This window comes from Microvirga brassicacearum, from assembly GCF_008757455.1.
In the GTDB taxonomy this organism is placed as follows: Bacteria; Pseudomonadota; Alphaproteobacteria; order Rhizobiales; family Beijerinckiaceae; genus Microvirga; species Microvirga brassicacearum.
Window position 1 is genome coordinate 1 of the sequence record NZ_VCMV01000009.1, and the last position, 19,728, is coordinate 19,728.

The 19,728-nt window shown below is 57.0% G+C and carries 17 protein-coding genes and 2 pseudogenes; 5 read left to right on the plus strand and 14 right to left on the minus strand.

Features of this window, described 5'->3' with window-relative positions; all coding sequences use genetic code 11:
• Positions 1-552: 552 nt before the first annotated feature.
• The 6 genes from FEZ63_RS06455 to phnA form a co-directional block, all read right to left on the minus strand.
• Positions 553-2,301, minus strand: coding sequence for a dipeptide ABC transporter ATP-binding protein (locus FEZ63_RS06455; RefSeq protein WP_150942826.1), 1,749 nt, complete (start codon positions 2,299-2,301; stop codon positions 553-555).
• Positions 2,298-3,227 carry an ABC transporter permease gene (locus FEZ63_RS06460; RefSeq protein WP_150942827.1) on the minus strand — a complete coding sequence of 310 codons (930 nt, stop codon included), beginning with the start codon at positions 3,225-3,227 and terminating at the stop codon, positions 2,298-2,300. The genes FEZ63_RS06455 and FEZ63_RS06460 overlap by 4 nt, the downstream gene beginning before the upstream one ends.
• Positions 3,224-4,042 (minus strand): ABC transporter permease, encoded by an 819-nt coding sequence (locus FEZ63_RS06465; RefSeq protein ID WP_201274100.1) that lies wholly within the window; start codon positions 4,040-4,042, stop codon positions 3,224-3,226. The genes FEZ63_RS06460 and FEZ63_RS06465 overlap by 4 nt, the downstream gene beginning before the upstream one ends.
• Before the next feature lie 81 nt (positions 4,043-4,123).
• Positions 4,124-5,644 carry an ABC transporter substrate-binding protein gene (locus tag FEZ63_RS06470; RefSeq protein WP_150942828.1) on the minus strand — a complete coding sequence of 507 codons (1,521 nt, stop codon included), beginning with the start codon at positions 5,642-5,644 and terminating at the stop codon, positions 4,124-4,126.
• 24 nt (positions 5,645-5,668) lie between these two features.
• Entirely contained in the window at positions 5,669-6,985 is a 1,317-nt protein-coding gene (locus FEZ63_RS06475; RefSeq protein WP_201274101.1) for an alkaline phosphatase family protein, read from the minus strand.
• The gene (phnA, locus tag FEZ63_RS06480) at positions 6,982-8,253 is read right to left on the minus strand and encodes a phosphonoacetate hydrolase (protein WP_162419683.1); all 1,272 of its coding nucleotides are present in this window, start codon (positions 8,251-8,253) and stop codon (positions 6,982-6,984) included. The genes FEZ63_RS06475 and phnA overlap by 4 nt, the downstream gene beginning before the upstream one ends.
• A 135-nt stretch (positions 8,254-8,388) precedes the next feature.
• Here phnA and FEZ63_RS06485 point away from each other — a divergent pair, with 135 nt between their 5' ends.
• Positions 8,389-9,291, plus strand: a complete 903-nt coding sequence (locus FEZ63_RS06485) for a LysR substrate-binding domain-containing protein (RefSeq protein ID WP_150942829.1) — start codon at positions 8,389-8,391, stop codon at positions 9,289-9,291.
• A 278-nt stretch (positions 9,292-9,569) separates the two neighbouring features.
• Here the strand turns inward: FEZ63_RS06485 and FEZ63_RS25510 are convergent.
• Positions 9,570-9,719, minus strand: a pseudogene (locus FEZ63_RS25510) (NADP oxidoreductase); the annotation flags it as partial.
• A 99-nt stretch (positions 9,720-9,818) separates the two neighbouring features.
• Between FEZ63_RS25510 and FEZ63_RS06495 the strand changes: the two are divergent.
• Positions 9,819-10,028 (plus strand): annotated as a pseudogene (locus FEZ63_RS06495) (DDE-type integrase/transposase/recombinase); the annotation flags it as partial.
• A 615-nt stretch (positions 10,029-10,643) separates the two neighbouring features.
• On the opposite strand, the gene FEZ63_RS06500 reads toward FEZ63_RS06495, so the two are convergent.
• From FEZ63_RS06500 to dctP, 6 genes are all read right to left on the minus strand, one after another.
• On the minus strand, positions 10,644-11,453 hold the full coding sequence (locus FEZ63_RS06500; protein ID WP_150942830.1) for an IclR family transcriptional regulator: 810 nt from the start codon (positions 11,451-11,453) through the stop codon (positions 10,644-10,646).
• A gap of 14 nt (positions 11,454-11,467) precedes the next feature.
• Positions 11,468-12,751 (minus strand): TRAP transporter large permease, encoded by a 1,284-nt coding sequence (locus tag FEZ63_RS06505; protein ID WP_150942831.1) that lies wholly within the window; start codon positions 12,749-12,751, stop codon positions 11,468-11,470.
• Between the two features lie 2 nt (positions 12,752-12,753).
• Complete coding sequence (locus FEZ63_RS06510; RefSeq protein ID WP_244622671.1) at positions 12,754-13,281, minus strand: TRAP transporter small permease; 528 nt, start codon at positions 13,279-13,281, stop codon at positions 12,754-12,756.
• A gap of 94 nt (positions 13,282-13,375) precedes the next feature.
• Positions 13,376-13,801 carry a cupin domain-containing protein gene (locus FEZ63_RS06515; protein ID WP_150942832.1) on the minus strand — a complete coding sequence of 142 codons (426 nt, stop codon included), beginning with the start codon at positions 13,799-13,801 and terminating at the stop codon, positions 13,376-13,378.
• 53 nt (positions 13,802-13,854) lie between these two features.
• A complete protein-coding gene (locus tag FEZ63_RS06520; RefSeq protein ID WP_150942883.1) occupies positions 13,855-14,598 on the minus strand; it encodes an SDR family NAD(P)-dependent oxidoreductase in 744 nt (247 codons plus the stop codon).
• A gap of 170 nt (positions 14,599-14,768) precedes the next feature.
• Positions 14,769-15,779, minus strand: a complete 1,011-nt coding sequence (gene dctP, locus FEZ63_RS06525) for a TRAP transporter substrate-binding protein DctP (RefSeq protein ID WP_150942833.1) — start codon at positions 15,777-15,779, stop codon at positions 14,769-14,771.
• 289 nt (positions 15,780-16,068) lie between these two features.
• On the opposite strand from dctP, the gene FEZ63_RS06530 reads away from it, so the two are divergent.
• The 3 genes from FEZ63_RS06530 (at position 16,069) to FEZ63_RS06540 (ending at position 18,577) form a co-directional block, all read left to right on the plus strand.
• On the plus strand, positions 16,069-16,809 hold the full coding sequence (locus FEZ63_RS06530; protein ID WP_150942884.1) for an SDR family oxidoreductase: 741 nt from the start codon (positions 16,069-16,071) through the stop codon (positions 16,807-16,809).
• Positions 16,809-17,621, plus strand: a complete 813-nt coding sequence (locus tag FEZ63_RS06535; RefSeq protein ID WP_244622672.1) for an SDR family NAD(P)-dependent oxidoreductase — start codon at positions 16,809-16,811, stop codon at positions 17,619-17,621. Before FEZ63_RS06530 ends, FEZ63_RS06535 begins: the two co-directional genes overlap by 1 nt.
• A 62-nt stretch (positions 17,622-17,683) precedes the next feature.
• The gene (locus tag FEZ63_RS06540) at positions 17,684-18,577 is read left to right on the plus strand and encodes a fumarylacetoacetate hydrolase family protein (RefSeq protein WP_150942834.1); all 894 of its coding nucleotides are present in this window, start codon (positions 17,684-17,686) and stop codon (positions 18,575-18,577) included.
• 149 nt (positions 18,578-18,726) lie between these two features.
• On the opposite strand, the gene FEZ63_RS06545 is transcribed toward FEZ63_RS06540, so the two are convergent.
• Positions 18,727-19,041: an NIPSNAP family protein gene (locus FEZ63_RS06545; protein ID WP_150942835.1), complete on the minus strand. Its 315-nt coding sequence runs from the start codon at positions 19,039-19,041 to the stop codon at positions 18,727-18,729.
• Positions 19,042-19,728: the final 687 nt, after the last annotated feature.

Genomic DNA, 19,728 nt, shown 5'->3' on the forward strand with positions numbered 1-19,728 from the left:
GACCGCCATCCCAGTAGCTGAAACTCTGAAACAAAAGGTTTGCGACAAAGCCCCTTGCCGGCCTCGTCAACACCGTGAACCTGGAAGATGTGCTTGGCCAGATCCAAGCCGACTGTGGCAACATGTATGGCGGACGCTCCCTCTCTTTGTTGCGATCTTCACGACGACCACGCTATGGCACTTTGATGCCGGTGAGCAGGGAGCGTCCACACCATCACGTTAAATGCCCAAACCTTTGTCTCGTGATTACAACTAAGTCACTGAAACTATTGGATCGTCTGTCTCACGCCAAAATGCCCAGTGACACTGCTGCCTATCGATTGCGGCGACACCGCACCAGGCGTCTAAATCTGATCCACTGAAAATCGTGACGGGACGCCAAGCGAGGCTAGTCGATAACGGCGGAAGAGGATCAAACCAGCACCCTTGATGATCTTTAGCTAAGCTTTGCGACGCGCCGAGCGCGTCCGGCGAAGAGATGAAAGCGGAGCATAGACCCTTCTTGGCTCTTCGGACATCAGCGGATCGCCAGCTTCCTCAAAAGGGAGACAATTACGCCGCACAAGGATTTCTCAGCACAGTGCCGACGCTGTCCCGTTCAAGTCCGGATAATTCTGGAATTCCTTTTCCGGCGCCTCCTGGCGGTAGTTCCAAGAGCTCGGCCGCACGCAGCAATCTGCGAGTGTAAGACTCGGATGGTGCTTTCAGAATGGTCTCTGCTTGTCCGTACTCGACCACCTTACCCGACTTCATCACTGCAATGGCGTCACACATGTGAGCCACGACAGAGAGATCGTGACTAATGAAAATGAGGCTCAAGCCTCGCAATTCCTGAAGATCCTTGAGAAGATTGAGGATCTGCGCCTGCACCGATACATCGAGAGCCGATACGATTTCATCACAGATCAGGACCTGCGGCTCGAGAGCGAGGGCACGCGCGATCGTCACGCGCTGACGCTGGCCGCCCGAGAGTTCGTGCGGGAGCCGATCGAGGTGCATCGAGGCAAGGCCGACCTCATCGAGGAGCTTCAGGATGGCGCTGCGCCGATCCCTGCCGCGATGCAGCCCATGGATCGACATCGGCTCCGCGATTGCCTGCTCAACGCTCTTTCGTGGATTAAGCGCCCCAAAAGCATCCTGAAAGATATACTGAATGTCACAGCGCAATCTCTGACTCATCCGCGAAGGGTCGGCGATTGTCTCGTCGCGATAGATGATGCTCCCGGATCGTGACCGCACGAGCCCGACGAATGCCTTGGCGAGCGTGCTTTTGCCGCTTCCACTCTCGCCGACGATCCCGAGAGCGCCCCCGTGCGGGACTGCCAGCGAGACGCCGTCGACGCCGCGCACCTCCGGTGCGAACGGGCCGCGTCCCGGGTAGGTCACGACAAGGTCGCGAACCTCTACCAGAGGTCTGGCTGTGGTATTCTGGCGGGCCGTTGGCGATGATCTGTTTTCGTCCACGCGATCTATCGTCGGGAGACGATCGAGCCGGACACCGACGCGCGGTACACAGGACACCAGGGCGCGTGCATAGGCGGTCTGCGGATTGGCAATGACGCCGGATGCAGGCCCTCGTTCCACGATCGCTCCCTGTCGGAGAATGACGATACCCTGCGCCAGGTCCGCGACGAGGCCGAGATTGTGCGAGATCATCAGCATGGACATGCCGCGCGCGCGCTGAAGTCGCTTGAGCAACTGGAGGATCTGCGCCTGCACGGTCGCATCAAGAGCGGTCGTTGGTTCGTCGGCGATCAATAGCGAGGGGTTACCCGCAAGGGCGATAGCGATCATGACCCGCTGCTGTTGGCCGCCCGAGAGCTCATGCGGGTATCGGTGGGCGATATCCGGTACCTCGAGCAAACTCACTTCATCGAGCAGCCGAGTAACTGTCGACGTTACGCTTCCCGGGACGGCGTTGTGACGGAGTTGGGCGGCATGAATCGCTTCTCCGATCTGGGCCCCGACAGACATAAGTGGATTGAGCGATGCCGAAGGATCCTGAAACACGGTCCCGATTCTGCTACCTCGAATTTTGCGCAACTCACGTTCAGACAGCTTGAGAAGGTCTTTTCCCTCGAAGAGCGCCTCGCCGGTGCATGTAACCGACGTTCCCACCGGCGCAAGTCCAATGAGCGAGAGAGCAGTCATGGATTTGCCGGAACCAGATTCCCCGACGATTGCCAGGGTTTCCCCGGCACCGAGATCGAAGGAGATGTTTTTGGCGGCTACGACCGTACCTGCGCGACCGGTAATCGAGACCGAGAGGTCACGGACGGAGAGGATCAGATCTGGCTTCATGATTTTCTCAACCTTGGATCGATAAATCGCTGGAGAAGATCGGTCAGGAGATTGGCGAAGATCACCGCAAGGCCGAGCCAGATGATCACGGCTTGCACTACAGGATAATCTCGCCCCTTGATGGCTTGCAGCGTCAATGTGCCGAGGCCAGGAAGGCCGAACACCACTTCCATGGTCAAGGCGCCAGTCAGAACGCCGGCAAGGATCAGGCCTGCGAGCGCAATGACAATCGTGAAGGCATTCGGAAGAATATGCCCGATGACGATCCGCGCCGGACTAAGTCCTTTGGCGCGGGCTGTGCGGATATAATCCGCTCCCTCGATGTCCTTCATATCCTCATGAAGCATCTTCGCGATCGTTCCCGCGATATCCATACCGAGAATGATGGCCGGGACGACAAAGTTGCCAATCGCCGGAATCCAGCCCAACCAGACCGCAAAGACGACCACACAGAGGATGCCGATCGAGAAAGTCGGAATCGTGATCGACCAAATCGTCACGAAATCGACCAGACCCACGAAGATTGACCGAGGGTAGACGCAGGCCAGTGTCGGCAGTGCGATACCGAAGAACAACCCAATACCAAGCGCCGCCAACCCCAACTTCAGAGTCGATGGCAACACCGTGGCGATAAGGTCGACAATCGGTGTCGCGAACCGGGACGAAACGCCGAGGTCTCCGGTCGAGATCATCGAGAGCCATGTGAAGAACTGTTCGATCCATCCTCGAGAGAGCCCCAAATCATCACGCATTGCGCTTTGCTGCGCGTAAGTGAGGGAACCTTCAAGGCCTCGAACATCGACAACATCGCCCGGGATCATGCGGATCAGAAAGAAGGTGATCAGGACGATCCCGACCGCAATCGCAAGCGAGCGCAGGATATCGACCGTGATGCCGACGAGCAGGCGTGCAAGGTGAGGGGTCACTGGGCGATCCTCCGGCGGGCGGGATCGAAGCGGCGACGAAGCGCATCCCCGATGAGGGCGAGAGAAAATGTGACGATCGACAAAGCCAGAATTGGCGCGATGACCGCGTGCGGGGCATCCTCCGTAAAGCTCGCCGCGCTAGCGATCATGCGTCCCCATGTTGGAGTTTCGGGCGAGACACCAAGGCCGAGAAAACTCAGCACCGATTCAGAGACGATGCAGCGCGGCAGGATAATCGCAAACTGCGTGATCAAGGCGCCGCCGATATTGGGAAGCACATGAACCAGTGCGATCCGCAATCGGCCAGCGCCAAGGACTTTCGCCGCGTCCGTATACGGTCGCGCCATCTGCTGGAGGTACGTGGCGCGTGCAATCAGCGCAAAATTCGGTGCAAATGAAATGCCCAACGCCAAAACAACCGATGTCTCGCTGGGCTCGAACGCAACGACGAATGCGAGAGCAAAGAGGATGCCCGGCAGAGCGCGGATAAGATCGACGACAGCGAAGACCACCGTCTCGGTGACCGGCCCGAGCGCCATCGCGATCAGCGCCGCAAGCCCGCCCGTGATGAGGGCAACGCAGGCTGCGCTCGCGCCATAGAAAAGGCTCAGCCGCGTCCCAATCAGAAGCCGAGAATAGACGTCCTGCCCCTGATCGTCAGTGCCAAGCCAGTGTTCCTTGCTCGGTGGCGAATTCATATCCGCGCCGAACATGTAAGGATCGTGTGTGACCAGAAAGGGTCCGATCAAGGTGACGATCAGAGCGACGGCGATAAAGCCGATGCTGATCCATGTCATGAGAGGGAGCGCGGGCATCCGATACCTTGAATACCCTGTAGGGGCTATCATCGACATTTCCGCGCTCCCTGTTCTTTCATTAATGCAGTCCGGCGAGAGTTATCGTTCGATCCATGCGAAGGCGACACCGCCATCGGCGCGATGTGCCGAGGTGTTGAAGCCGATGGTCAGATCCTTGACTTCACTCCGGATGCCATACGCGCCCGGCGAATGCCCGAGGACCACCGTGTAGTAATTGTCGATCACGCGCTGCCAGGCTTTGAGATAGAGTGCACGACTCTCATTTTGATCGACCGCGGAAATTGCTGCCGTTACCAGAGTGTCGAACTCCTTATCCTGCACTCCGCCCCAGAGACCTGGATTCGGGCCGTCGCTGGTTAAGCGGACGTAGCGAAGAAAAATGTCGTTGCGCGGGCCTGAGCCGCCCGGGAAAACGTCCCAATCGTAAGCTGATAGCGCCTTCTGAAAGCCCAGGTCGTCGAACGACTTGTTGTCGACTTTGAAGCCAAGTTGGCGCAGCACTTGAGCGATCGGCGCCGCGGTCCGGCTTGTAATCTCGGAGATCATGTAGATCGTGGTCTTCCCCGGATCGACACCTTCGGCGGCCAGGATTTTTTTGGCCCGCTCGAGATCAGGCTTCGCGTGTTTGTCTTTGGCCGCCATTTCGGCGTCGAAGAAGAAGTTGCCCTTGTCCACCATCTGGTTGCCGACGGTGCCGTATTCTCCAGCCGCCTGATTCAGGAGGGCTTTTTTGTCCAACGCATAGGCGACCGCCTCACGAACCTTTATGTTGTCGAAGGGCGGACGCGGCTTGCGGTTGTTGAAGGACAGGAAGTTCCAGCTCGTATCGCCGCGAAACTCGACTCTGATGTTCCCGCCGGCTTCGACGCTTTTGATCTTCGAGAGCGGGATGGAGGCGGCGTGGTAGTCGCCTGCGCGCAAGGCGAGCGAAGCATCGCCGACCTCGCGCACATCGAACTTGATGCCGTCGACATAAGGCTTGCCTTCCATCCAATAGTCTTTGAACTTGGCGCCGGTGATTTTGAGCTGCGGTGTCCAGCTATCGAAGGTAAACGGTCCGGTACCGATCGGCTTCGTGATGTTGGAATCCCAGCCAGGCGATTCAGGCGCCAGAATCCATGCCTCGGCGAGAAGGTTGACGAATGGCGCGAAGGGAGCCTTGAAATGAACCACAAGGGTGTTCGCGTCTGGAGTCTCCATGCTTTCGACCTGCTGCATCGCGCTGGTCAGCCAGCCCCCTTTGACCTCCCGCTCGATGCGCTCCAAGTTCTTTTTCACATCCTGCGCAGTCAGGATGCGGCCGTTGTGAAACTTGACGCCCTTTCGGATTGCAAAGGTGTAGGTCCGGCCGTCGCTGGAAATGTCCCATTTCTCGGCGAGAAGGCCCTTGGGCTGGCCGTCCTTCGAGATTGTCGTCAGTGTTTCGGCAAACGGATGCGGGAGTGAGATCGTGCCGGTATGGCGATGGAAGTCCGCGGTGTCGAGAGTTCCCCATTGCAGCTTTAGAATGCCGCCATATTTTGGCTCTGCGTGTGCGGCAACGGACCCCGATATTGCAAGTGTTGCAGATAGCAACAGTCCAATCAGATGTTTTTTCATCGTAAGCTCCTTGAAGAGTGACGGTCAGTTCTGTGGAAGCGCCAGGCCATCGACGCCTGTGCGAGGCAGATCGAGATAGCGCAGAATGGTCGGGGCGATGTCGATGAGCCTGGTCTCGCCGTGTTCGACGGTTTCCGAGGCAAATCCGCCGCCATTGATCATCAAGAAAGGATGCCGCTCGAACGATCCGAGCCCGCCATGACTGCCGAAGCCTTCTGGCTTTCCGGGTTTTTCATCGGACACGCAGATCGTAATGTGGCCCGGTACGCCGTACGAGTTGCGCTCGTCCGTTCGCGCCATCGAGAAGGCGATGCTGAGCCCGTTGTCGGGCCTCTGCCCGAGATGACCCATTTCATCTCCGACGAAGACCTGCCCGATCCATGGTTGAGCGCGCAGGAACGATGCCACCTCGCCCTTGCGAGCACTCATGTGAGGAGCAAGGTAGATCAGTCCGGCGCCACCCTGCGGCGCCACCACGAGATCGGTCGATTCGGGCGCTTCCTTCAGCCCCGCATCGACTAGGCGCGCCGCCACGGCGACACGTTCAGCAACGGTTTCCTGGCCATGGTCCGATCCGACCATCAGCAGAATTTCTTCACCCTCAGCACGAAGTTGCGCGACCGTGTCCTCGACCTGACCGAAACTACGATCGGCGCAGGCGATGCCGTCGAGATGAGTGCCCGAACCAAGGTGATCCGCGTGCATGGCCGCATCCGGATTCGAAAGCCACAAGACAGCCAGCCTCGGTTGGCGTTCCCGCAGGACGATCTTGCAGAACCAATCGGTGAGCGCCTCGTCACCTGCATAATCGTGGGTGACGACGGGTGCCTCGTCCTTGTCCAGACGGCGGCCGCCGGGGCCGAACGAACCGGCGCGGTGAATGACGTGACCGAAGTGGTCAGGGTCATGGAAATACGCTGCTCCCGGGGAGACGTTCGAGGCGATAACCGCGCCGCCGTAAGGCGCGAGACGCTCGGCCAGTGTTGGCACGCGCAAAGTACGCCCGAATGCCGCGCGCATTTTGCCGACGAACGCAGGGTCTCCGACATCGTGAACGCGAAACCCGTCGGCGTCCGGCAATCCCATCATGTTGCCATGCAGCCCATGATTGGCGGGCCAGCAGCCTGTGGCGATGGAGGCTGCGCTGGCCCGTGTCGCGGACGGGAAAATCGCGCGGTGGTTGGCGAAGCTCCGAGAGCGGTGGGCAAAATCCGTGATCCGAGGGCACGTGTCATGTCGTACGAAGTCCGCGCGATGGCCGTCGCAGATGACAAGGACCACGCGCCCCATCGAACGGGAATTCTCCGGCTGCGGTGATCTGATCGAGGATGTAACGGTCACAACTTTACTCCATTGAGCGCGTAGTCGAAGATGTCGAAATTGCGCAGCCCCTTACGAGCGCGGCCCGCATAGTCGGGCTTCAGGGGGTGCGAGAGGATAAAGGGGACTTTCTGCTCGCTGGTGCCGCCATGAGAACGCAAGCGGGTGCCCGCCAGGGCGGATAAGTCATGCTCCTCGGCGCGGGCCCCAAGCGCCACGCCGCGCTCGGCGACGACCACGAGATCGCCCTCGCCCTCTCCCGGCAGTTCGTAGAGCTTGCACGCCTCCGCGGCGCTCAGGACGCTCTGGACACCAAGCACTGACGCGAGGAGTGCAGCGACACTGTCTCGAGAGACATCCGCTCGTTTGAGATAGACCCGCACGAACCCACCGAGAGAGGCATGATGGCGCACGAACGGATCGGTGATCGGACAAATGACGCGGGCGGTTCCCTTGCCGAATTCCTGCTCGATCAAATCCTCCAGGAACACGACATTGGCTGCCCCGTCGGGCAATGCCATGTCGTTCATCCCGTGATCGGCGACGATGCCGATGACGGCGCCTTTGGCGAGAAGGGTTGCGATGCGGTCGTCCACCGCGCGCATGAAGGCGAGCGCCTCCGGTTCCTCAGGCGCATGCTTGTGCTGGATGTAGTCGGAAAGCGAGAGGTAGAGAATGTCGCTGCGGTCGCGGTCGAGCAGTGCGATCCCGGCGTCAAGAACGAAGAGCGACAGGTCGGCCGAATACTTGTCCGGCTCTTGGGAATCGGGAAGTGGAATGGAACCAATGAGGTTGATCGCCTGCGCTGCGCTTTCGGCCGAACAGGCGGTGCCGGAGAACCCGCGCGCCAATGATTTCAGCAACTTGTCCTTGGCTGTGACGATGGCAACCTTCGCGCCTGCCGCCGAGAACCGGGCCAGGATGGTGTCGGCGCGCATCCGCTCTCCGTCCAGCATCATGACTTCGCGACCGGTTGCCCGATCAAGGTAGTAGTTGCCGGCAATTCCATGAACGGACGGCGCGGCTCCGCAGACGATCGAGATATTGTTGGGGTTTGTAAAAGTCGGCATGGCCGCGAGCGCCGTTCCGAAATATCCATGGCGCATGAGAGAGGAAAGCGTGGGGATCACCCCGGCAGCCTCCGCGGCCTCAAGGTAGCTTGGATCACACCCGTCGAAACAGATGACGACGACTGGCAGACTCGGCCAGGAGTACGAGCGTCCGTTTACAAGCAAGGGCATGCTGGCATGGTGATATCCAACCGTCGACAAGGCTCCGACTTTAGTCATACAAGTGTCACCAAACGTAAGTAATGTTATCTGTTAGTTGAGTAAGATCATTTGCTCACTGGCTATTTAACGATAGCAACGTCTCGTTTAAAGTAAATTGAGAAATAATCTCTCTGCTGTGACATATAGTAAGATATGAGAAGAAACCTTCCTCCACTTAAATCTCTTGTGGCTCTCGAGAGCGTAATACGTCACAAAAGCGTAACAAAAGCGGCAGATGAACTGTTCGTCACACATGGAGCGATAAGCAAACATATCGCTTCTGTTGAGGATTGGATCGGCCTCCCTCTCTTTGCGAAGAAGCGTCGATCGATGCAGCCGACGGAAGCCGCGCTGAAACTGGCTGAGGCTGCAAACAAGGCATGGACTCTCATCGCTGATTCCGTCGATGCCGCACGCGCCGAAGAAGAGCCCACGGTTCTGAACGTCGTCTGCCCGGCGACATTTTCGATGCGATGGCTGATCCCGCGCGTGTGGGATTTTTCCGCAAAGCATCCGCGAATCTCGGTGCTGATTCGTCAGACCCACACTGGTGACAAATGGCTCGAGACGCCGTTCGACGTCGCTATCCGATCGGCCGGTCCAATTCCGGCGAGATACGCGTCAAACTGTTTCCTTCGGGAGGAGCTTGCGCTCCTCGTTTCGCCGAGGGCTGTCAGCAAGCCAGGAGCGATGATCGCGGATATGCACGGCATCAAACTTCTTCGTGCAATGACGCGTCCAGGCGAGCTCGAAGCCTGGCTGAAGGCGGCTGGAGCTCCAGGCGGAGCCGTTGCTAGCGCACAGGCCTTCCCGCACTTCTATATTGCGTTAGAAGCAGCCCTTGCTGGCGCTGGGGCATTGATTTGTCCTTTGGAGACCGTGCGAGACTTGTTGGAAAGAGGCGATCTCATAGAGCCCTGGCCACGAATCCGAATTCCGGGACCGGATCATGAGGCGATCTATGACCCAGGAACGGCACAGGCTAGGGCGGCCGAAACCTTTAGCGATTGGCTGATAGGAGTGGCACGCGAAGCAGCGCGGGCGACCGCTTCGTAACTCCGGCGCGAGCTTCTGCACAATGAACGGGTAGCTGAGTAAGGGCCAAGGTACGAAACGCGCCACGCTCCTTCCTTGCAACGCTCCTGAGGTCGTCCAGGGCAAGTTCATATAGTGTGCCCATCGCCTTCTCCGTGGTGAGATGGGCCCAGTTGCACTTTGCCTTCAAAACGATGGGGGCGAGACTGTGGGCATCGATGGAATGCTCAGACTTACTCCTCCCTTTGATGAGAGAACCTGTCGGTCACTTTCAACCTCTGCGAAGACCACCAGTCACATCATCCGATCCTCACGAGGTTCTGGTTCGGCAATGGTCCGCCGGGAAATTGAGTGAGTCTGCCACCGACCTCGAGCGGCCCAAGGTCAATTCCCGCAAAGCCGATGCGGTCGATCAACGCGCCGACCTCTGCCTTTGCGGTATCGTCATCCCAACGAGAGTCGCCCGTCAGGGAGTATGGCGTATCTTGCGATACCGCCGACCGGCTGCGCGATAGGTCGAGGCGCCCATTGCAGCTAATCCAGATCGGCAGAGTCGATACTTGAACAATCGCATTGAGCAGGATCACAGGAGGATCAAGCGACGGGTCCTGCCGATGCTCGGCTTCCAGTCCTTTGCGAGCGCCCGCGTGATCCTGGGTGGGATTGAGATGATCCACATGATGCGCACGGGACAGGCGAAATACGCCCGAAACCCGCAGCCGTCGCTCGCTGCTCAATTCGACCTGCTCGCAGCATGAACGCCTCGCGGAAACTCTGGTGTCTTTTGGACGTCCCTCAAATTTGCGACGGAACCGCCGGCACAGGTATAGGGGAGATGTCACATTAACTGAGTATAAGGCTTCCGCTGGCTACGGCTGCCGATTTGTGCACAGGCCAAGTGGTTGATTCCACTGATGACAGATTTTTTCTTGACCAGTAAAGCGCAGCATTTCCCGTTGATGTGACATCCCCCGTAGCAGACTTGGAACGCCCGCGTACGAGCGCGCCGAGATCAGAGGTGTTGGTATGGGCAGGACGACGGAAGAGAGTGGCGGTCTAATCGTAGGCTGGGAGGAGCTGGAAGACGATGGCGGATTTAGTTGGCAAGCTTTGGCCGAACTTCAGGGCTCACTACCGGACCACCTAATGGCTGACCTCCACTCACCGCAAGCATCTCCTCCATTAGAAAATTTGGGAGGCCTAGATACAGAGCCAGACGGCTTGGTTGCTAACTCTAAGTGAGAAGTGCTGTCAGGTGTAGAGAGGATGACAGGACAGTTCCATCCTTCGTATATGCTATTACTCTGTCACTTACGTGTCAGCTCAAGGTCCCTCCACTAATGCCCTCTGAAAAGGCCGTAAATGCGCCTAGCTCAGGCCCCCGTAGCCACCGGGCGCTTTAGTCGAGCCGCATAGACCGAGGCGTCATCAGAGCCTCGCATCAATCTCGAAACTCCTTCCTCGATCTCAGCTGAGATTCTGCAAATTTCGCTAATAAGCTGAGAGAGGTCGAACTTGGCAAAACGTTCCTGCGCGACAACAAAAACGACGCTCCCCAGAATACGCTTCTCCGTGTCGCGAACGGGAGCCGCGATACCCACTAAACCTTCGAACACTTCTGAGTGAGTAACGGCATAGCCGTCACTTCGCATCACGCTCATTGCCTTACGGAACTCATCCCAGTCCGCTGCTAAACCAATCTCACGAATCTCTTCTTCGTTCCAGCGGTATACGTTCTTGAGTTGCGCAAGAGACAGGTGCGCCAGAATGATCTTTGCCATCGCACCGCGAAAGATGGGCATGGCGCGGCCACGTTTGTAGATTTCTTCTATGCTGCGGTCGGGCCAAGCGAAATCAGCACAAAGGACTTTGTCTCCGTAATAGCTACAGAGCATAATATTGAGATCAAGATCCTCCGAGTTACGCCGGATCAGTCGGCGGGCCGCTCTCAAGAGAGGGTCGCTCTCGCGTATCACCATCTCAAGTTCGATGATGCGCGAACCGAGAACGTAGTTCCCTCCTGCTGCTGCCATAAGCAGTCCGCTCTTCGTCAGTGACTGGATGTAGCGGTAAGCAGTTGCCCTCGACGTTCCTGTCAGTTCGGCGGCTCGAGACACATCTATCGACAAATTGTCTTCGTCAAAATAGTTCATGATTTCAAGCATTTTGTCGAGGCTTGTCATGGTCTCATCTCGGTCTATTGGCCGCTCAGCCAGGCCGCGGGGATAGTGATGATCCCTGGGAAGAGGATGAACAAGATAAGGATGGCGATCTGGGCCAAAATGAATGGCCCCACACCACGGATAACCTGAGGCAAGCTAACCTTTGACACGGCAGCGACAACGTTGAGGACCGCACCAACAGGTGGTGTGAGCAGCCCGATTGCGCAGGCTAACATGAAAACAACACCGAAATAGATGGGGTCGATCCCCGCGTCCCTGACGGCAGGCAGGAGCACCGGAATAAGAATAAGGATGATCGGAACCATGTCCATGGCGCACCCGATAACGAGCACGAGGCCAACCACGATGAACATCAGGAGGGTCGGATTGTTCGCGAATGGAGCGACGAGGTCCGTAATCTGGTCCGGCAGTCCGGCAATGGTAATCATCCAGCTGGACACGAGGGCGGCAGCGACTAGGAACATGACCATGGCAGTCGTTTTCCCAGCCGCGAGAAACACGTCGAAGAGGTCTTTAGCCCTTAGTTCACGATAGACAAACAGTGCGACGAACAGGGCATAAACAGCCGCGACCACGCCAGCTTCAGTGGGCGTAAATACCCCGAAGCGCAAGCCGACGAGGATGATAACAGGCAGAAGGAGGGCCCATATTCCTTCCCGAGCTTTCCCGAACACCGCCTTGACCGGCACGCGAGCCGGCGTGGCAATGTTCTCATGACGCGATACGAAGTACCATGTGGTCGCGAGAACCACTCCCATCAAAATGCCGGGAACGATACCAGCGATGAAAAGCTTCGTGATCGACATATTGCCGACCACGCCGATCAGAATAAAACCGATGGAAGGCGGGATGATCAGAGCTGTGATGCCAGATGCTGCGATCAGACCGGCAGAACGTCCCTTGTCGTGGCCCGCTTTGACCATCATGGGAACGAGGATCGCAGAAAGGGCGGCTGCATCAGCTGCGGCGGAGCCGGACAGACTTGCAAGAATACAGGCGGCGAGAACGCCGACATATCCGAGGCCGCCCTTAATATGGCCAACCGCGGCCAGTGCCAAATTGACGATGCGCCGTGATAGACCACCTGCATTCATCAACTCGCCGGCGAGCATAAAGAATGGCACAGCCATAAGTGGGAAGCTATCAGCGCCATTCAGAAGATTCTGGGCAACGATTTGGGAGTCGAAGAAATCCAACTGCCACATCAGGGCGACCCCTGTCATGAGCAGAGCGTAAGCGATGGGCAGACCAATGAACATGCTGCCTAGCAGGGCGCCGAGGAAGACAAGCAGCGTCATGATTACTTCTCCAGACCTTGGCTGACTGCGGCAGTTTCTTCATCGATCACGATCATTCGATCCATTTGTCCGGTAGCGATTAAGAACAATCGCCAGACCAGGATGAACATTGTGGATATTCCGAAGACTAGGCCAACGCCGAAGAACAAGCCCATGGAAAGACCTGTCGCTGGCGCATAGGTGTAGAGATTAACGGAAGCCTGGGTCCAGCTGCCCTCGATGATCAGCCAGGTTGCGAGGATCATCAGCAAATGACCGACGATCAGGCAAATGCGGCGCAGCGGCGTGGGGAGGCTATTGACGACGAAATCCAGTCCAAGGTGGCCATGGTCGCGCAGCACAATAATTGCTCCGATGAACGTCAGCCAAACAAACAGCCAGCGCGCGAACTCTTCCGAGACTGTAATTCCAGAATTGAAGATGTACCTCATGAGCACGTTGCCGAACACAAGGACAACCATGCCCACGAGACACAGGACGACAATCCCCTTCAAGAGGGCGAAATAAGCGTCAATCGCCTTCGTCAACATCTTCTTCCGTCCTCCAGACAAGTATCGTGAATGATGTTAGAGCTGCATCAACTACCCCAACGTGATGAGCGAACCGGGAATTACCCGGTTATGCTTACGGTCTCCGATAGCCTTCCAACCCGTCGTCAGGAACGTCCGGGAGGTTCACCACGATATTGTCCGGCGTACGGCAGGTCAGCCAAGTCAGAGGCTCGGTTACGCTCATGTTCGCCTCGACATGCGGCATGTTCGGGGGCACGAACACGAAATCGCCGTCCTTCATATCGACGTACTCCTTGTAACCCTCTCCGAAATAGATACGCCCATGGCCCTTGAGAACGTAGCCGCCGGTTTCTGCATCGCCATGGTGATGAGGAGGCGAACGGAAGCCAGGCTCATTGGTGACCTGTCCGAACCAGATCTTCGTGGCCGGGGTGTGTTGCGGGCTTACGCCCGAACGCCGGACGCAATCCCCGGATTGATCGGTATTTGAGTCGAGCTCACCTGCGCGGGTTACAACAGGCACAACTTTGATAGTCACTTCATTTCTCCTCGTTAGGATTGCTCAAGCAGTCCACTGTCGGGTGACTTTCGTCAGTTCATATGCATTCCGCCATTCACGTCGATCGCAGATCCTGTGATGTAGGCGGATTGATCGGACGCCAGGAACAAGCAGGCTCCCGCGACATCGTCTGGCGTTCCAAAGCGTCCAAGAGGCACTGTAGGAAGCACTTTTGCCGTCAACTCATCGTCGTAGAAATCTTTGGTCATCTGGGACATGATGACCCCTGGATTAATCGCGTTGACGCGAATTCCGGCAGGTCCAACATCGCGTGCCATAGCCTTGACCAGGCCTAGGACGCCACCCTTAGAGGCAGCGTAATGGGGTCCGCCCATGAGGCCGCCGCCGCGCTGTGCCGCGATCGACGCGATGCAGATAATCGAGCTCCCAGCCTTCATCACGCGGAGTGCCTGCTGTGACATGATGAGGGTGCCGCGGAGGTTTACGTCCATGATCGCGTCGTATTCATCACGGGTAATATCGACGGTTTTGCGCGGTTGAGTGATCCCCGCGTTGTTCAACAGAATGTCGATTCTCCCGTACCTCTCCGTCGCAGCGGCATACACATGCTGGGAGGTCTCCTGGGATCTCACGTCCGCCGCAATCCCGAGCGCACTGGGTCCGATCTCGCGTGCGGCGGTCTCGACCCCGTCTTTATCGAGATCGACGAGGATTACGGATGCGCCGTTACGCGCAAACGCGCGAGCAGCAGCAAAGCCAATGCCTTGGGTGTTCCCGGCGCCAGTAACAATCGCAACCTTCTCTTTCAGCAACATCACGGTTCGCTTTCTTATCTTTTGGACTCAGCCGTCGTGCAGACGGAAGAATCGTTCCTGTGGCGGACAGGTGCCTCTGTTAAAATAGGCGACTTAGCTCAGCACCGGCAAACGCAATGACAAATCGCACAACTGCGCCCGCTGATGCGAGCGCAGTATTGTCTCACAGGTTACTGACTCTTCGCTTTGGCGGCTTCGCGATCGGCATTGAAGCTCTTCACGACTTCCTGGTCCAGACCGGCTGTTACGCGCTCAATGACCGGCTTTACAGCCTCACGCACCTTCTGCATGCTTTCGTCAGAGATCTGGTTGATCTGCATGCCCTTGTCGACCAGGAATTTCCGGGTATCGACGTCAGACGCTTCGATAGCTTTACGGTTGAAGATGGCCGCCTCATCACAAGCAGCGCGCACGGCTTCTTGCTTCTGCGTATCAAGCTTGTCCCAGAAGCGCTTGCTGACGAGCACGACGCTCGATGTCGGGAAATGGCGCGTTTCCGTCAGGTACTTCTGGACCTCATAGAATGACGTTGCCCGAGTAACATCGTTCGCGATCTCATTCCCGTCGATTGCCCCGGTTTCGATGGCTGTGAAGGTCTCAGGAAACGGCAGCGGCGTGGGGTTCATACCGAGAGCCTTCAGAACGTCGAGATACACGGCATTCTGAATGGTTCGGATACGAAGGCCGTTCATGTCCTCAAGCTTCTCGATCGGGCGCTTGTTGTTCGTGACGTTACGGAACCCATAATCCCAATAGCACAGGCCGACCAGATTAGAGGCCGAGAGCTTGTCGAGCATTGTTCGGGCGGTCTTTCCGCGCAACACGCCATCAAGTTCCTGATAATTCTTGAATTGGAACGGAAGCTGGAAAAGATCGAAATCCTTGACCGTGCTCGCAAGTGCGGCAGTAGTCGTCACGGCCATCTCGACGATCCCGCCCTGCGCCGAGGATGCAGATTGGATTTCGTTGCCAAGTTGGGCATCGGGGAAGCCGCGGACTTTCAAAGCGCCATTGGTACTTTTTTCGATGAGGCTACCGAAATGGTCGACCGTTTGGCCCATCGTGCTTGTCTTCGCCACTGGGTAGCTGAACTTGACGGTCTGGGCTGATGCGCTGCCCGCAATACAGATCGCAACCGCGGTACCCGCAAGCGTTGTGCTTAGCCATTTAGACTTTGTCATTCTCGTCTCCTCCAAATTCGTGTTCTGGGGTCTCAAGAATTCTCATATTATGAGATAAGTCAAGGAGGTTCCAATGATGCATATGCTCGACCCGACAGCGTAGATCCGTAGGTTTATTAGATGTAACGTGATTTTATGCCCGAGAAATCAAAAACTTAATCATGCTGGGCAGCGATGAAGCCGTGCCATCGTTGTAGACGGTAGTCGCATCATGTGATAATTCGGTGGACCTCATCTGGCCTGGGCCCTATGGGTTAAAGCCTGTGAGGATGAGCTTCTGGGAGTGAAGATGACCCTTAGGGAGAACAGCTACGACTTGGCTGGGCGCTTGGCCGTTATCACGGGTGGGGCAGGTCAGATTGGGAGCGCGATCGCCAAGATTTTCTCCCGGTCCGGCGCCAAGGTTGAGATCTGGGACCGGCATGAACCTGCCGCTGCTGAAGGAGTTCTTCGCTTCCGGGCTGTCGACGTAACGGATCCGGGATCCGTTAGCCGGGCAATGGCAGAGGCGGCGCGGGACTTGGGAGGCGTCGATCTCCTCGTCAACGCCGCAGGCGTGACTGGGCCGACAAAGAACGTTGCCGACTATAGCCCTGCCGAGTGGCAACTAACGCTCTCCGTTAATCTCACAAGCGTCTTCTACTGCTCGCATGCTGCTTTACAAGTAATGGACAGGTCACGAAGCGGCCGGATCATCAACATAGCGTCCGTCGCCGGGAAAGATGGCAATCCTGGCATGGCGGCTTACTCAGCAGCAAAGGCCGGTGTCATCGCGTTCTCAAAAGCGCTCGGTAAAGAGTTGGGGACCACTCAAATTCGCGTTCACAGTATTGCGCCAGCGCTTATCGAGACAGGTCTTTTGCGCCAAATGGACCCTGAGATGGTCGCTGCCAACTTCGCGAAAATCCCTATGGGGCGCGCTGGTACACCTAAGGAGGTCGCTGAGCTCGCCGCGTGGCTGGCCTCTGATGGCTGCTCCTTCTCTACCGGAGCCGTGCACGATCTTTCCGGCGGAAGGGCGACTTACTAATGGTGAACTCTCAGACATTTGCCGCTGCAATGCCAGCAACCCTCGAAGGCAAAGTGGCGATCGTTACAGGTGCAAGCCGAGGCCAGGGACTGGCCGAGGCTCGACTTCTTGCGCAGCGAGGTGCTGCCGTTGCGCTATGCGACGTCCTTGAGGAGGAAGGTGTTGCGACCACGGAGGAGCTGACCCGTGCTGGCTTGGACGTTCGCTTTTTCAGGCTTGACGTTAGTCAGGAAACCGATTGGACGACCCTCGTTGACGCCGTCATGCAATGGCAAAGGGCAATCAATATTCTTGTCAACAATGCCGGGATCATCAATCGGCAGTCGATTGCCCAGACGACACCTGATCAATGGAGGCGTCTTGTTGATATCAATCTGACGGGTGCCTTTCTAGGCATCCGTAGTGTCAGTGACAAGATGGCAGACGGATCAGGTGGGGCGATCGTCAATATCTCCTCCAACTCAGCTTTCTCAGCTCATTATGACCCAGCCTATACGGCGAGTAAGTGGGCCCTTCGGGGGCTGACCAAGGCCGCGGCCATGGAATTCGCCGAGCGCCGCATTCGGGTTAATTCTGTTTGTCCCGGGCTGGTATTAACGAAGCTCAATAGCGGATCACCCCATCTCGCACCTATGATTGAGATGACGCCGATGAAGCGCGCGGCTGCCGACGAAGAAGTCGCGCGATTGGTGGCCTTCCTGGTCAGCGAAGAGGCCAGCTTCATCACAGGCGAGGACTTCATTATTGATGGAGGATTCACCGCCGGTGCCGCCTATCGCCGGGTTTCTGAAGAGACGGGCCTGCTGGGCTAGAACATCGCGCGATCAATGCTGCCGTGGCTGACCACCAATTATTTAATTGTCAGGATGGAACGATGAAACTTGCATGTGTCCGCGTCGGGACTACGGAGCGGTCTGGAATTATCCGTGGAGACAAGGTTGTACTCTTACCACCGTCGAGTGGCGACCTCGTAGACCTTATCAACTTAGGGTTCGGTGCATTCACTGAACTGGAATCTGCTGCCAGTGAGTCTGTATCAGTTGAGGAGGCTCAGTTCCTGCCCCCGATCCGCCGGTTCCGCCGCGATGTACTATGCACGGGTTGGAACTATTGGGACCACTTTGAAGAAGGTGTCGGCAAGCGCGACGGGCAGGAAGTCGAACGCCCAACGGCTCCCACGTTCTTCAATAAGGCTCCCAGCGCACTGGTCGGCGCGCGGGAAGATATTGCCTTTGATCTGCGTGTCTCACAAAAGTGGGATTACGAAGGCGAGATTGCAGTTATCATCGGCAAAGAAGGGCGGAGCATCCCCTCAGGTCGTGCGTCGGATTATATTTTTGGATATACTCTGGCCAATGATGTGTCTCAACGTGATCTCCAGCGTCGTCACGGTGGCCAATGGTTCAAAGGCAAGAGCATTGATCGAAGCACCCCGATCGGACCATTCCTTGTGACCGCCGACGAAATCGACCTTCCTTCAGTCAGACTGGAAACGTTTGTAAATGGCGAGAAGCGTCAGGACGCATTCGCTCAGCAGATGGCCTTTAACATCGGACAGATCATCGCAGAGCTGTCCTTCGGGATGACTCTGTATCCTGGTGATGTCATTCTGACTGGGACTCCCAGTGGTATCGGGATGGCGCACGACCCGCAGATTTTCCTAAAGAGCGGCGACGAGGTCGTCGTTCGCGGGACAGGTCTTGGAGAACTTCGCAATCGAGTTGTTGAAACAGATTTGTATGGCAGTTCGGACGTCGCGCTCGCATAGCGCGCTACATGTCATAGATGTTTAATGTTCGGCAATATCTCTGCCGAACTTAGACTTGCTGGAACTCCTGCCTGCGCCGTCAGACCTGCGCCAATTACAATTGCGTTCCATTGCATCCTCACGTCATGATGTTTTTTGCGTGCCAACCCTTATCGGATTGGCGAGAAAGCAGTTGGAACGAGTAGTCGATTTTCCATCTTCACAATCAAAGGCGTGACGGCCGAGAGATAGTTCTGCCACTCGGGCTCTGCCGCCAGAGCCTCCCGACGCGAAATGCGTTCCTCGAACGAAGTGTAACCCCAAAGATGAACAAGCGTGCTGAGCGGACCCACTTCGCTAGTAAAATAGCCAAGTAAATTGCCCAGGACTCGCGTTTGTAAGTCGAGCGGGCCATTCGTGTATAGCGCGAGATAGGTCGGCAGCTTCCCTGCTGCAATAGTGTAGATGCGTTCTTCGATGAGCATCGTTAGTTCCTTCGAATCAAACCATTTGCACGACAGGAATGCGAGAGGTGCCAAGATGATGGAGCTAACGCTATCGGCGCCAGATCTTGCCATGCCCCCGTCAAGCGCGTGTAGTATTACCAGTTGCGTCTGTCCATCCCGAGCAAGCTGTCGCATGCGTCTCGCTCGATTAAGCCATGCTGCCGAACGTAACGGCAAATTGCTCTGAACCCTGCATGGGTCTAGCCCGTGGTTCAGTGTTTGGAGCAGATCTAACCGTGATTGGAGCGCCGGTCAGGCGCGCATTGGGGCGACCGTCGTTGCCGAGGAGGCAGAGTGGAAAGTGCGTTCCGCTCCCTTCCAGGTCATGGGCACGAAGCTCTGGGGAATGCCACGTCCCAGACCCCAAAGGCTCACGTGGCCTGAGTGCGTGAGACCATCCGGCCTCGCGAACGGCACTTGGTGGAACCCTGGTGCAGAACTAAACCACGGCTGATAGGGAAGGTCTCTTACGGGTCCAGTCGACATCGAGAGTTTACAATGAACGTCCGCTTTCCGCCTATACGCTGACCAAAGCAGTACTTCGGACACGTGCCACGAGCGGTCATTGCGGCGCGCTTCTCTAATGTCTGGTTCGCGCCGCATTGCGGACGTTCGATGTACTTCCGGAATGTGCCAGGAGCGGACGTCTCAGCCGTGGAGAGAGCC

Coding starts and splice junctions, on each gene's coding strand:
- FEZ63_RS06530 (WP_150942884.1), top strand. CDS start 16,069: ATGACCCTTAGGGAGAACAGCTACGACTTGGCTGGGCGCTTGGCCGTT.
- FEZ63_RS06505 (WP_150942831.1), bottom strand. CDS start 12,751: ATGACGCTGCTTGTCTTCCTCGGCGCCCTGCTAGGCAGCATGTTCATT.
- FEZ63_RS06510 (WP_244622671.1), bottom strand. CDS start 13,281: ATGTTGACGAAGGCGATTGACGCTTATTTCGCCCTCTTGAAGGGGATT.
- FEZ63_RS06500 (WP_150942830.1), bottom strand. CDS start 11,453: ATGACAAGCCTCGACAAAATGCTTGAAATCATGAACTATTTTGACGAA.
- dctP (WP_150942833.1), bottom strand. CDS start 15,779: ATGACAAAGTCTAAATGGCTAAGCACAACGCTTGCGGGTACCGCGGTT.
- FEZ63_RS06540 (WP_150942834.1), top strand. CDS start 17,684: ATGAAACTTGCATGTGTCCGCGTCGGGACTACGGAGCGGTCTGGAATT.
- FEZ63_RS06535 (WP_244622672.1), top strand. CDS start 16,809: ATGGTGAACTCTCAGACATTTGCCGCTGCAATGCCAGCAACCCTCGAA.
- FEZ63_RS06520 (WP_150942883.1), bottom strand. CDS start 14,598: ATGTTGCTGAAAGAGAAGGTTGCGATTGTTACTGGCGCCGGGAACACC.
- phnA (WP_162419683.1), bottom strand. CDS start 8,253: ATGACTAAAGTCGGAGCCTTGTCGACGGTTGGATATCACCATGCCAGC.
- FEZ63_RS06455 (WP_150942826.1), bottom strand. CDS start 2,301: ATGAAGCCAGATCTGATCCTCTCCGTCCGTGACCTCTCGGTCTCGATT.
- FEZ63_RS06470 (WP_150942828.1), bottom strand. CDS start 5,644: ATGAAAAAACATCTGATTGGACTGTTGCTATCTGCAACACTTGCAATA.
- FEZ63_RS06485 (WP_150942829.1), top strand. CDS start 8,389: ATGAGAAGAAACCTTCCTCCACTTAAATCTCTTGTGGCTCTCGAGAGC.
- FEZ63_RS06545 (WP_150942835.1), bottom strand. CDS start 19,041: ATGCTCATCGAAGAACGCATCTACACTATTGCAGCAGGGAAGCTGCCG.
- FEZ63_RS06465 (WP_201274100.1), bottom strand. CDS start 4,042: ATGCCCGCGCTCCCTCTCATGACATGGATCAGCATCGGCTTTATCGCC.